Source organism: Clostridium sp. Marseille-Q5894 (assembly GCF_946902305.1).
In the GTDB taxonomy this organism is placed as follows: Bacteria; Bacillota_I; Bacilli_A; order Erysipelotrichales; family Coprobacillaceae; genus Thomasclavelia.
Genome location: NZ_CAMPPT010000007.1, coordinates 143,316 through 156,463 on the forward strand (window position 1 = coordinate 143,316; position 13,148 = coordinate 156,463).

Genomic DNA, 13,148 nt, shown 5'->3' on the forward strand with positions numbered 1-13,148 from the left:
TAATAAAGAAATTAAAAGAGAAATTTGGTTATACCCATATTTCTCTTTTGATGTTATAAGATTTTTATTATTTTACTGTACTATTTATATTTTTTTGCATATAATCAAATAAAAAAGATTAGGGGGTAATAAAAATGATCGATGGCCATATGCATTTAGAATATGGGGAATTAAGTAAGGAATATGTGTTACAGTTTGTTGAAGCTGCCCAAAAGAAAGGATTAACTAAAATCCAAATTTTGGATCATACACATCGTTTTATTGAATTTGAACCTATTTATGCTGAATTAAAAGAAGAACCGTTACAAAAGAAATGGTTAGAAAATAAAGCAATGAAATTTAAAGATAGTTTAGATGATTATGATGATTTAATCAAAGAAATGAAAGCGATGGAACTGCCAATTGAAGTTTCTTTCGGTTTAGAAGTATGTTATGTACCTAAACACGAAGATTATATTAGAAGTGTTTTAGAAAAGCATCATTATGATTTTGTAGTAGGGGCAATTCATTCGATTGATGGTAAATTATATGATATGAACTTTTCTAAAGATATTTTATGGGATAAATACGATGTTAATGATATTTACAAAAGATACTATGATTTAATTTTCTCATTAGTTAAATCTGATTTATTTACACAATTAGCACATCCTGATACTATTAAAATGTTTAATTATTATCCTACTTATGATTTATTGCCAACATATCACCAGTTAGCTGATTTATTGGTAGAACATCATGTTATTGCTGAAAATAACACCGGATGTTATTATCGTTATAATCATCGTGATATGGGATTAAGTGATGAATTATTAAAAATTTTTAAGGATCATGGAGTAGCGATGATAACAGCTAGTGATGCTCATCATCCTGAACATGTGGGATCAAATATTGCGGATATTTATGAAAAAACAATGATGTAAGATTTTGAATTTATTCAAAGTCTTTTTCATTTTAATAAGAAATTTATAATTTTTTTAACCCGCTATTCAAGTGTTAAATCACTATATCAATTCATTGCTTATCTTAAATTAATAATGGTATAATAGAAAATATGAGAAAGGGTGATATGATGAAGGCAATTAGTACCGGAACAGAAAATTTTAAAGAGTTTATTGATCATGATTATTATTATGTTGATAAGAGTGATTTTATTGAATCAGCATTAAGTGATAAAGTTGTCTTGTTTACAAGACCAAGAAGATTTGGCAAGACTTTAAATATGAGTATGTTACAGTATTTTTTATCAATAAAAGAAAAAGATAATGCTTATTTATTCAACGGTTTAAATATCACCAAAAATCAAGAAATCATGAAATATCAAAATAAATACCCTGTTATTTTTATGACTTTCAAAGATATGAAAGGTTTGATATTTGATGAACAAATCGAACAATTTACTTTTCTGATTTCCAATATTATCAAAGAGCATCATGAGCTGCTTAAAAGCGATAAGTTGGATGAAGTTGATAAAAATAAGCTTGAGAAATATAGAAGTGGTGAAAGTACCATTACAGAAATTAAAAATAGTTTATTATTTATATCGCGATGTTTAAAAAGACATTATGATCAAAAGGTCATTATTTTGATAGATGAATATGATGTGCCATTGCAAAGCGCATATCTTCATAACTATTATGATGAGATGACAAATTTTATGGGTGGAGTGTTAAGTTCGGTTTTAAAAACTAATGATTCACTGGAAAAAGGGATATTGACAGGATGTTTAAAAACAGCAAAAGAGAGCATTTTTACAGGGCTTAATAATTTTACAGTCTATTCTATTTTTAATAAAGGAAAGACAAGTAGACATTTTGGTTTTACACAATCAGAGATAGATGAATTATTAAGATATTATCATCTTGAAGAATATCAGGATAAAATAAAGGAATGGTATGATGGATATTTATTTGGTAATGTAAATATTTATAATCCCTGGAGTACCCTTAATTATATAAGACAAATCATCCAGGAGCAGGATGACATGATGGCTTCATATTGGGCAAATACAAGCGGAAATGATATAGTTTATAATTATATAAAAAAGGGAAATGAAGTTTTAAAAAAGGAATTTGAAGAACTGGTTCAGGGGGGAAGTGTTTTAAAAACGATCAAACCAGAGCTGACGTATCGAGAAATGGAAGATATATATAATATCTATAGTTTTCTATTGTTTACAGGATATTTAAAGATCAAGGATCGAGTATATGATGATAAGCAGGAAATCAAGTTGAACCAGTATGAATTAGAGATACCTAATAAAGAAGTTAAAGTTATATATGAAAATCAGTTTCAAAGTTATTTTGAAGAATATACGCAAAATAAAAAAGAGGAATTAGTAGAAGCACTGAGAAATGAAGAAGTAAATAAAGCAAATGAACTGTTAAATGATATATTGAATCATGCAGTAAGTTTTTATGATAATTATGAAGCCTTTTATCATGGCTTTATGATAGGGTTGTTAAGTGGATACCAGGTTTATTCAAATCGAGAAAGTGGTGATGGGCGTTTTGATATTGGAATCAAGCCAGAAACGATCTTGAAGGCATATGTAGTAATAGAATGTAAAAAGGCAGATAAGTTATCTTCATTAGTACAAGTTAGTCAAGAAGCAGCAAAGCAGATCGTTGATAGAAGGTATCTTGAAGGGATAAAGAATGAAGGATATTTGAAAGTAAAAGGTTATGGGATATCGTTTTATGAGAAAAACTGCTGGATCAGTGAAGTTGTTTGATTTAAGATAAAATATGAGAAAGGGTGATATGATGAAGACAATTAGTACCGGAACAGAAAATTTTAAAGAGTTTATTGATCATGATTATTATTATGTTGATAAGAGTGATTTTATTGAATCAGCATTAAGTGATAAAGTTGTCTTGTTTACAAGACCAAGAAGATTTGGCAAGACTTTAAATATGAGTATGTTACAGTATTTTTTATCAATAAAAGAAAAAGATAATGCTTATTTATTCAACGGTTTAAATATCACCAAAAATCAAGAAATCATGAAATATCAAAATAAATACCCTGTTATTTTTATGACTTTCAAAGATATGAAAGGTTTGATATTTGATGAACAAATCGAACAATTTACTTTTCTGATTTCCAATATTATCAAAGAGCATCATGAGCTGCTTAAAAGCGATAAGTTGGATGAAGTTGATAAAAATAAGCTTGAGAAATATAGAAGTGGTGAAAGTACCATTACAGAAATTAAAAATAGTTTATTATTTATATCGCGATGTTTAAAAAGACATTATGATCAAAAGGTCATTATTTTGATAGATGAATATGATGTGCCATTGCAAAGCGCATATCTTCATAACTATTATGATGAGATGACAAATTTTATGGGTGGAGTGTTAAGTTCGGTTTTAAAAACTAATGATTCACTGGAAAAAGGGATATTGACAGGATGTTTAAAAACAGCAAAAGAGAGCATTTTTACAGGGCTTAATAATTTTACAGTCTATTCTATTTTTAATAAAGGAAAGACAAGTAGACATTTTGGTTTTACACAATCAGAGATAGATGAATTATTAAGATATTATCATCTTGAAGAATATCAGGATAAAATAAAGGAATGGTATGATGGATATTTATTTGGTAATGTAAATATTTATAATCCCTGGAGTACCCTTAATTATATAAGACAAATCATCCAGGAGCAGGATGACATGATGGCTTCATATTGGGCAAATACAAGCGGAAATGATATAGTTTATAATTATATAAAAAAGGGAAATGAAGTTTTAAAAAAGGAATTTGAAGAACTGGTTCAGGGGGGAAGTGTTTTAAAAACGATCAAACCAGAGCTGACGTATCGAGAAATGGAAGATATATATAATATCTATAGTTTTCTATTGTTTACAGGATATTTAAAGATCAAGGATCGAGTATATGATGATAAGCAGGAAATCAAGTTGAACCAGTATGAATTAGAGATACCTAATAAAGAAGTTAAAGTTATATATGAAAATCAGTTTCAAAGTTATTTTGAAGAATATACGCAAAATAAAAAAGAGGAATTAGTAGAAGCACTGAGAAATGAAGAAGTAAATAAAGCAAATGAACTGTTAAATGATATATTGAATCATGCAGTAAGTTTTTATGATAATTATGAAGCCTTTTATCATGGCTTTATGATAGGGTTGTTAAGTGGATACCAGGTTTATTCAAATCGAGAAAGTGGTGATGGGCGTTTTGATATTGGAATCAAGCCAGAAACGATCTTGAAGGCATATGTAGTAATAGAATGTAAAAAGGCAGATAAGTTATCTTCATTAGTACAAGTTAGTCAAGAAGCAGCAAAGCAGATCGTTGATAGAAGGTATCTTGAAGGGATAAAGAATGAAGGATATTTGAAAGTAAAGGGTTATGGGATATCGTTTTATGAGAAAAACTGTTGGATCAGTATTGTGGAAGGGTGAGATTTCATCCTTTTTGTTTATTATGATGCTTAAATTTTGTTTGAATAGAGTTATTATATTGTAATTGAAGCATATAGTGGAGTGATGTTTTTAATAATTGGTTAGTAAATTGTTTAAATTTGGATAATTTTAGGTTAATTGTATACAATTTTGTAAAAATGGCTTTACAAATAAGATTGTATACAATATAATAAATACATTACAAGAAAGGAAAGGTATTTATATGACTGAAAAAAGAGTATTTAATTTTTCTGCAGGTCCTTCAATGTTGCCTGTGCCAGTTTTAGAAAAAGCGGCTAAACAAATGTTGAACTATGAAAATAGTGGGATGAGTGTAATGGAGATGAGTCATAGATCCTCTTCCTACTTAGACATTTTTGAAAAAACAAAGGGATTATTGAAAAAAGTTATGAATATCCCTGATGATTACAAAATCGTGTTTATCCAGGGGGGAGCTACACAACAGTTTTCGATGGTACCATTAAATTTATTGAAAAATGGGAAAGCTGATTATATTATTACAGGTGCTTTTAGTAAAAAAGCAGCAGCTGAAGCTAAAAAGTATGGTGAAATCAATATTGCTTATGATGGTAGTGTTGATAATTTTAAACATATTCCAACTCAAGATGAGCTAAAATTAGATCCAGAGGCTTCTTATGTGCATTTATGTGCAAACAATACAATTTATGGAACGGAATGGAAATATGTTCCAGAAACAAATGGAGTACCTATCATTGCCGATATGTCTTCTAACATTCTATCAAAACCAGTTGATGTATCTAAATATGGAATGATTTATGCTGGAGCACAAAAAAATATGGGAATAGCTGGTCTTGGTGTAGCAATCATTAAAGAAGAATTGTTACAAAAAGTAGCACCAACAACACCAGTACTATTAGATTATAAATTAATGATTGAAAATGATTCAATGTATAACACACCACCGGCTTATGCAATTTATGTTTTAGGTCTAGTATTAGAATGGATCGATAATTTAGGTGGTTTAGAAGTAATGCAGGAAAGAAATATCAAAAAAGCTAATTTATTATATGATTATCTTGATGGTAGTGATTTTTATATTTGTCATAGTGATAAAGATAATCGTTCTTTGATGAATGTTACATTTACAACACCTAATAAGGATTTAGATGCAAAATTTGTTAAAGAAAGCATTGAAGCGGGAATGACTAATTTAAAAGGACATCGTTCAGTTGGTGGAATTAGAGCATCAATCTATAATGCTATGCCAATTGAAGGGGTTGAAAAATTAATTGCCTTTATGAAAGATTTTGAAGTGGCAAATAAATAGGAGAAACGTTATGTATAACATAAAATTATTAAATAAAATATCTACAGTAGGATTAAATGAATTTGATGAAAGCTACAATTATAGTGAAGATATAAAAGATGAAGATGCAATCTTAGTTCGTTCTGCTTCATTACACGAATATGATTTTGGTGAAAATTTAAAAGCAATCGCTAGAGCTGGGGCTGGGGTAAATAATATTCCGATTGATAAATGTAGTGAAAATGGAATCGTTGTTTTTAATACCCCAGGGGCTAATGCTAATGCAGTTAAAGAATTAGTATTATGTGCATTATTTTTATCATCACGTAAAATTGTTGAAAGTATTCGTTGGGTCGATACTTTAAAAGATGATCAAAATATTGCAAAAACAGCTGAAAAAGGTAAAAGCAACTTTGTAGGTCCGGAAATTGAAGGAAAAACACTAGGAGTTATCGGGCTAGGAGCAATTGGTGTCAATGTTGCAAATGCAGCAATCAAGCTAGGAATGAAAGTTAAAGGCTATGATCCATATATTGGTGTAAATGCGGCTTGGGCGTTGTCTAAACATGCTAAACAAGCTGTTTCTTTAGAAGAAATTTATCAAGAATGTGATTATATTACGATTCATATTCCAAGTAATGCTGAAACTAAAGGTTTCTTAAATCAAGAAGCTTTTGCACAAATGAAAGATGGTGTAAGAATCTTGAACTTTGCTCGTGGTGATTTAGTTAATAATGATGATTTATTAGCTAATGTTGCTAGTGGGAAAGTTGGTAAATATATTAGTGATTTTGCAGCTCCAGAATTAATTGGACAGGAAAATATTATTATTTTACCACATTTAGGTGCTAGTACACCGGAATCTGAAGATAATTGTGCTAAAATGGCGGTTGAAGAAATTCGGGAATATTTAGAAAATGGAAATATTATTAATTCTGTTAATTTTCCTGGTGTAAATCAAGCTCGGGTTTCTAAGACTAGATTATGTATAATTAATAAGAATGTGCCAAATATTTTGGCTAATATTTCTAAATTATTTGCGGATCATAATTTAAATATTGAAAATATGGTTAATCGTTCACGTGGTGAATATGCATATACTTTGATTGATACAAATGATATGGTTCGTCAAGATATTATTGAACGAATTGAATCTGCAAAAGGAATTATTAATGTAAGAGTAATTGTTAAGGAGTAACTTAAGTGTTACTCCTTTTTTATTTGAAATATAATAATATTCTTAATTTGTTTTAATAAGTATAAAAGTTGTTTACTTTTGTTGAATCTTGTACTATAACAATATGAGAAGGTGAAGTAAATGAAAAGAATTAGATTGAAAAATGTTTCCATGAGAGGAAAATTATTAATTATTGGGGTATTGCTTTTTTTTATTATAGTGGGAATTGTTAGTTATTTTTTAACAAGATGTCCAATCGTTTTTAAAGAAGAAAATGTTAAAATTGAAATCAATGATAGTTTTGATGCTGTTAAAAATATTTTAGATGTTAGAAATGGAAATATTGCGGATGTCAAAGTAAATACTAAAAAAGTTAATTATCATAAGTTAGGTGAGTACTCAATTATATATACTTATAAAAATAAAGATTATACTGTGTCGGTTGAAGTTGTTGATACTAAAAAGCCTAAGTTTGATGTTGTCGATTTAGATATTGATGTTGGCATGACTGTTGATCCTAAAAGTATGGTTCAAAATGTTGAAGATGCTACTAAAACAAAAGTGAAATTTAAAAAAGATTATAAGTTTGATCATGAAGGTGAAAAAACAGTCGTTGTCCAAGTTATTGATGAGGCTGGCAATATTAGTGAAAAGAAGGGGAAAGTTAAAATAGTCCTTGATAAAACAAAGCCGGAGATCACTGGTACTGATGAATTAGTAGTTGTTAAAGGGGGAAAAGTTGATTATGAAGAAGGGGTCAGTGTCAGCGATAATCGTGATCCAATTCCTAAATTAGATATTGATAGTTCTAAAGTGAATCTTAATAAGATCGGAACTTATAAGGTTACATATAGCGCTACTGATCGTTCTGGAAATAAGACCCAAATAGAACGGACAATTAAAGTGATTGAGAAGAAAGAAATTGGTACTGTAAATCAAAGTGAAGAAAAAATCGTTTATTTAACTTTTGATGATGGACCATCAGCTAATACACAAAAGATTTTAGAAATACTTGATCGTTATAATATAAAAGCTACATTTTTTGTGACTGGAACAAATCAAAATTATAATTACTTAATAAAAGAAGCTTATGATAAAGGTCATACGATTGGATTACATACCTATAGTCATGACTATCAAACAGTCTATTCTTCAGTTGCGGGATATTTTGATGATTTGACAAAGGTAGGAAATATGGTCAAAGATTTAATTGGTTTTACTCCTAGATACATTCGTTTTCCCGGCGGGTCTTCAAATACTGTATCTCGTAAATACACACCAGGAATTATGACAACTTTATCTAAAGAAGTTATAAATAGAGGATATCAGTACTATGACTGGAATGGCGATTCTACTGATGCTTCTGGTAATAATGTCCCTGTTAGTAAGTTGATTGCTAATGCGACTTCAAGTAAATCTAATAATATTAATATTCTTTGTCATGATACTAATGCTAAATCAACAACGGTTCAGGCATTACCGGCTATTATTGAAAATTATTTGGCACGGGGTTATCGTTTTGAGGCTATTGATGATAATTCATTCGTACCACATCAGGGTATAAATAATTAAAAGCTGCATTAAGCAGCTTTTATTGAATGATCCATTTGAAATAAAACATCGGCATGGCACTAAACATTAAATATCTTGGTAAAAGATATTGGTCATCATTAGTAGTCATATTACGATTTTGATTGTAGCCAAAGGCTAAAGCAACATTATGTTTTTTTAAAACAGTGATAATATTTTGACATGTTGCACCATAGGGAAAAGCAAAGTATTTGTCACTGACAATATTTTTATTTAAATTAAAATCTTCATCGATTTGTTCCAAAGAAAGAGTATTGATCTTTTTTGTGCATTTATTTTTATGATGAAGATTATAGGAATGAGAATAAAATTCGACATATTCATCATTGATCAAATCGCTTTTTCTTAAATACTGATGTTTGGCAGGATCGTTATTGTTTTTAATAGTAGTTTTATAGCCGATTACAAAACATGTTGCTTTTAAATTATATTTTTCTAAAATAGGTTTAACAACAGTTTTAAAATTCAACAAGCCATCATCAAAAGTCAAAGCAACAGCTTTTTTTGGTAATTTATAATTACCATGATAATAAGCTTCTACTTCTTCCATAGTCAAGGTATGATAATTGTTTTTAGCTAAATAGGCCATTTGAGCTTCAAAATCTGATTTTGCCATATAATATATATAATTACTAAAATATGTATTTTTAGTATCATCATCTACAACTCCATGATAACCAAGAATTGGTAAACCATCTATATTTAAATAATGAACAGTTATATCTTTTCCGATCCAGATCAAGCCAATGATTAAATAACTGCAAAGGATAAAAATAAACATTCGTTTGATTGTTTTCATATTGCCTCCTTTAAAGCATTATAACAAAATTAACCATTATTCTGTTACTTTTTAATAATATTTAAATGAATTTTTTTTACATTTATTGTCTATACTTACTAGTGTAGTCAGAAATAATAATATAGTTTTTCATTCCTTTCTCTTAATAATTATCGACTACATATGATATCCTTTTCCCCGATATCTATAATAAAAAACTAGCAGTCGTCCCAGCTGCTAGTTTTTTATTATAACTTGATTTTATTTGATAACAGTGTCGCAATAATTATTTTAACGATATCTCCAGGAATAAATGGAATTACACACATCATCAACGATGGAAAAAGAGTATTCTTGGTAAGATAAATAAACCAGATAGTTCCGATTAAATAACAAATACCGGTTCCAATAAGCATAGCGATTATTTTTAAAATATTAGAAGATCTTTTATTAACGATCAAGCTAATTACTAAGGCCATTATTGGAAAACTAAAAATATAACCGCCGGTAGGACCTAAAAGTGAACTTAAGCCACCACCAAAACCAGAAAAAACTGGTAGACCAATAGCTCCAGCTAAAACATATACAAGACTGACACAAAAAGCTAATTTAGGTTTTAAGATACATGACGCTAAATATATTCCTAATGTTTGTAATGTGATTGGAACTAAACTAGGTAGATCGATTTTAATTTGGGCTAATAGTGAAATAATACAAACGAACATCGAACAATATAACATGTTTTTTACTTTTAAGTTCAAACTAATCACCCCCAAATGAGTTTAACAAATATCTTTATTTTATACAAGAAAAAAGTAAGGCAATCAAGTATTCGTTTAAAAATAAATTATTAATCAAATTTGGTTCAATTTTTTCATGATTTTTCAATAAATGATAAAAAATACAAATAGCATCTTTACTACTTAATTTCTTTATTGAAGTAAGAATATCTTTTAATGAAAAATCTCTAAAATTATTTTCGAATAAAGGGTAACGATAATGATAGTCCTTAGAAAATGTGTTAAATACTTCTAAATAAGTATTATTAAAATCATAAATTATATCACTTTGATAATGATAATATTCCATTGCAATTTCCACACCACGAATAAAATAGTCACTAAGTTCCAGCTTATGAAGATAAATATCTGCTTTCAATAAATCTGTCAAAGGACGATTAGAATTAAAAATAGATTTATTAATAATACTTTTATTAATAGCATCTTCAAAATTTATGATTGACCAGTAAAAACGGTTTAAAATCTCTATATCAATGCTAGCATGATGAAAATTAAAACGATAACCCATCAACTTATTAAATGTTTTTAATGTATCATAATAGCCTAGTTTAATACGCCAATCAAGAAGATTACGATTAAAATCTAAAAAACCACCTAAATCATAACTAGGACGAATCAATGTAATGTAGGGGCGATCAACATAATATTCGTGATTAGCTTCTTTAGAGAGTTCAATGGCAATAATCTTATCAGCTTTCATCTTTAAAGCTAATGAGATTGGGAGATTATCATAGTAACCCCCATCAATGTAACCCTGTTTTTTTATATGGTGAACAGGAAAAGCCGGAAAACAGGAAGCAGAAGCGATAGCAAATTCTACAGGTTCGTTTGTTTTCATTTTTTGTTTTGTAATTTCTAAAGGAGAAAGACTAGGATATTTTACAGTGACGATTCCATAATCGATTTTGCTGCTAAAAAACTTTTTATCATTATAATGAAAATGGATCAATTTTTTTAAAGGGGTGATGTCAGCACCTTTTTCATTAAGATATGATTTAAAGAAAGATTTGATTAGATTTGTCTGGGAAATCATCGATTCAAAAGAAAAATCAAGATTTATTGGATCTTTTAAAACATCACTGATTTTTATTTTATCCCATAATTGATATAATGCTTGATAATCTTGCTGAACGACCAGTAAGGCATTTAAAGCGCCGATAGATGTACCAGTAACGATATCGAATTCATATTTCATTTCATGCAGGGCCTTGATACAGCCGGCTTGATAGGCTCCTTTTGCACCACCGCCAGCTAATACTAATGCTTGTTTCATTAAATATCACCTCAATTAAATTATACGTAAAAAAATATGAAAAGTACTAAAAAATCAGCTTTTAGTAAGCTGATTTAGCACATATTTCATAAGTTAATGCACCTAATTTACTAATACCTGTTTCAATTTGGGTCATTGAAGCGCTAGTAAATGATAAACGAATACCCGACATTTTTCTGTTTTTATCAACTGCAAAAGTATCTTGCGATACAATGGCAATATGCATTGCTAAAGCTTTTTCAAAGAATAATTTTGCATCTGCATATTCCGGTAATTCAAACCAGATAAACATTCCCCCGTCAGGGGCGGTAAATTTAACATCAGGATGAAATGTTTTTTTCATCATTTCAATCATAAATGAACTTTTTTTGCCATATACATTTTGTAAATGTTTTAGGTGCTGATCAATATCAACAGTTTCAAAAAAACGCGTGATCACATATTGGGACCAGTTTGTTGCAGCACCGCCGCTAGTTCCTTTTAAGATATCGAAATGAGCAATAATATCTTTATGAGCAGTAATACTCCCTAAACGGATACCTGGAGAGATGATTTTTGATAAACTTGCAAAATAAACTACAATGCCTTTATTATCGATTGCTTTAAAAGTTGGAATATCTTCACCTTTAAAACGCAAAGTACCATATGGATTATCTTCTAAAATAATAATGCCATATTTTACACAAAGATCATAAATTGCTTGTCTTTTCTTTAATGAAGTAGTAATACAAGTAGGATTTTGGAAAGTAGGAATAATATATAATAACTTAGGTGCTGGTTTAGTTTGCATAGCTTTTTCTAATGCTTTTAAATCCATTCCATCATCTTGTAATGGAACACCGATCAATTTAGCTTCATTACTTAAAAAGCCATTTAATGCTCCAACAAAAGTAGGGTCTTCAACAATAATACTATCACCAGGATCTAAAAATACTTTAGCTGCCATCTCTAAGCCTTCACCAGAACCGGAAGTGACTGTAATATCATCGTTTTCTTTGACGATATATTCCTGACGATTCAAAAATTTTTTAAGAGCTTCTTTTAAAGCGGGTAAAGCTGGTTTTCTAGCGTATTGTAAAATAGGATAAATTTCTTCTTGTAAAACTTCAGCCGAGATCCTTTTAATTTCTTCAGTGGGAAAAGCATCGTTATCAGGAAAGCCGGGTGAAAAATTGATCATATCCGGACCAGCCGCTTTTTCTAAAACAGCTCTGATTCCACTAGGGGTAATGTGATCGAATCGGGAAGAAAAATTATATTTCATAGTTACACTCCTCGTAATTAATTTTCTCTATATTACACCTATTTTAGGTTAGGGGTCAAGGATTTATCGTGATGATAAAAATAAAACTGTTAAATTAATAAAAATTTGTTATAATAAAAGCGAGGAGGATTTTAAGATGAAAAAAGTAGTTAAAACTGATCAAGCTCCTGGAGCTATAGGGCCTTATAGCCAGGGAATTAATATTGGTGATTTATATTTCTTTTCTGGACAAATTCCATTAGATCCAGTTACTGGTACTATGCCTGAAGGAATCGAAGCCCAGGCGCATCAAGCATTAAAAAATGTTAAAGGATTATTAGAAAGTCAAGGATTAGATTTTTCTAATGTTGTTAAAACAACAGTATTTTTAGATAATATGGATGATTTTGTTACTGTAAATGATATTTATGCTACATATTTTGTAGAGCCGTTTCCAGCACGTAGTGCTGTAGAAGTAGCTAAACTTCCAAAAGGAGCACTAATCGAAGTCGAAGTTATTGCAACAAAATAATTAAAAAATGATATGTTATTATGACATATCATTTTTG

Annotated in this window: 11 protein-coding genes; 7 read left to right on the top strand and 4 right to left on the bottom strand. The window is 29.4% G+C overall.

Translation table 11 applies throughout. The features are described 5' to 3' along the window. Positions 1 to 134: 134 nt before the first annotated feature. The 6 genes from OC535_RS11290 (at position 135) to OC535_RS11315 (ending at position 8,467) form a co-directional block, all read left to right on the top strand. A complete protein-coding gene (locus OC535_RS11290) occupies positions 135 to 923 on the top strand; it encodes a PHP domain-containing protein (RefSeq protein WP_024722848.1) in 789 nt (262 codons plus the stop codon). A gap of 149 nt (positions 924 to 1,072) precedes the next feature. Next, on the top strand, positions 1,073 to 2,734 hold the full coding sequence (locus OC535_RS11295; RefSeq protein ID WP_498823869.1) for an AAA family ATPase: 1,662 nt from the start codon (positions 1,073 to 1,075) through the stop codon (positions 2,732 to 2,734). A gap of 31 nt (positions 2,735 to 2,765) precedes the next feature. Next, complete coding sequence (locus OC535_RS11300) at positions 2,766 to 4,430, top strand: AAA family ATPase (protein ID WP_498823870.1); 1,665 nt, start codon at positions 2,766 to 2,768, stop codon at positions 4,428 to 4,430. Between the two features lie 223 nt (positions 4,431 to 4,653). Next, complete coding sequence (gene serC, locus OC535_RS11305; protein WP_227052734.1) at positions 4,654 to 5,739, top strand: 3-phosphoserine/phosphohydroxythreonine transaminase; 1,086 nt, start codon at positions 4,654 to 4,656, stop codon at positions 5,737 to 5,739. A 10-nt stretch (positions 5,740 to 5,749) separates the two neighbouring features. Continuing rightward, positions 5,750 to 6,916: a phosphoglycerate dehydrogenase gene (locus tag OC535_RS11310; protein WP_024721185.1), complete on the top strand. Its 1,167-nt coding sequence runs from the start codon at positions 5,750 to 5,752 to the stop codon at positions 6,914 to 6,916. Positions 6,917 to 7,036: 120 nt separating this feature from the next. Further along, positions 7,037 to 8,467, top strand: a complete 1,431-nt coding sequence (locus OC535_RS11315; RefSeq protein ID WP_498823871.1) for a polysaccharide deacetylase family protein — start codon at positions 7,037 to 7,039, stop codon at positions 8,465 to 8,467. Between the two features lie 19 nt (positions 8,468 to 8,486). Here OC535_RS11315 and OC535_RS11320 read toward each other — a convergent pair whose 3' ends face one another. From OC535_RS11320 to OC535_RS11335, 4 genes are all read right to left on the bottom strand, one after another. Then, a complete protein-coding gene (locus tag OC535_RS11320) occupies positions 8,487 to 9,284 on the bottom strand; it encodes a polysaccharide deacetylase family protein (RefSeq protein ID WP_024721183.1) in 798 nt (265 codons plus the stop codon). A 227-nt stretch (positions 9,285 to 9,511) separates the two neighbouring features. Next, on the bottom strand, positions 9,512 to 10,024 hold the full coding sequence (locus OC535_RS11325) for a biotin transporter BioY (protein WP_227052736.1): 513 nt from the start codon (positions 10,022 to 10,024) through the stop codon (positions 9,512 to 9,514). A 34-nt stretch (positions 10,025 to 10,058) separates the two neighbouring features. After that, a complete protein-coding gene (locus tag OC535_RS11330; RefSeq protein WP_024721181.1) occupies positions 10,059 to 11,336 on the bottom strand; it encodes a patatin-like phospholipase family protein in 1,278 nt (425 codons plus the stop codon). Between the two features lie 61 nt (positions 11,337 to 11,397). Then, a complete protein-coding gene (locus OC535_RS11335) occupies positions 11,398 to 12,600 on the bottom strand; it encodes an aminotransferase-like domain-containing protein (RefSeq protein WP_498823872.1) in 1,203 nt (400 codons plus the stop codon). A 136-nt stretch (positions 12,601 to 12,736) separates the two neighbouring features. On the opposite strand from OC535_RS11335, the gene OC535_RS11340 reads away from it, so the two are divergent. Next, positions 12,737 to 13,111, top strand: coding sequence for a RidA family protein (locus tag OC535_RS11340; RefSeq protein ID WP_227052738.1), 375 nt, complete (start codon positions 12,737 to 12,739; stop codon positions 13,109 to 13,111). Positions 13,112 to 13,148: the final 37 nt, after the last annotated feature.

Bases quoted from the DNA above. Each gene is read 5' to 3' on its own strand.
- serC (WP_227052734.1), top strand. From the start codon at position 4,654: ATGACTGAAAAAAGAGTATTTAATTTTTCTGCAGGTCCTTCAATGTTG.
- OC535_RS11340 (WP_227052738.1), top strand. From the start codon at position 12,737: ATGAAAAAAGTAGTTAAAACTGATCAAGCTCCTGGAGCTATAGGGCCT.
- OC535_RS11335 (WP_498823872.1), bottom strand. From the start codon at position 12,600: ATGAAATATAATTTTTCTTCCCGATTCGATCACATTACCCCTAGTGGA.
- OC535_RS11315 (WP_498823871.1), top strand. From the start codon at position 7,037: ATGAAAAGAATTAGATTGAAAAATGTTTCCATGAGAGGAAAATTATTA.
- OC535_RS11295 (WP_498823869.1), top strand. From the start codon at position 1,073: ATGAAGGCAATTAGTACCGGAACAGAAAATTTTAAAGAGTTTATTGAT.
- OC535_RS11310 (WP_024721185.1), top strand. From the start codon at position 5,750: ATGTATAACATAAAATTATTAAATAAAATATCTACAGTAGGATTAAAT.
- OC535_RS11320 (WP_024721183.1), bottom strand. From the start codon at position 9,284: ATGAAAACAATCAAACGAATGTTTATTTTTATCCTTTGCAGTTATTTA.
- OC535_RS11330 (WP_024721181.1), bottom strand. From the start codon at position 11,336: ATGAAACAAGCATTAGTATTAGCTGGCGGTGGTGCAAAAGGAGCCTAT.
- OC535_RS11290 (WP_024722848.1), top strand. From the start codon at position 135: ATGATCGATGGCCATATGCATTTAGAATATGGGGAATTAAGTAAGGAA.
- OC535_RS11300 (WP_498823870.1), top strand. From the start codon at position 2,766: ATGAAGACAATTAGTACCGGAACAGAAAATTTTAAAGAGTTTATTGAT.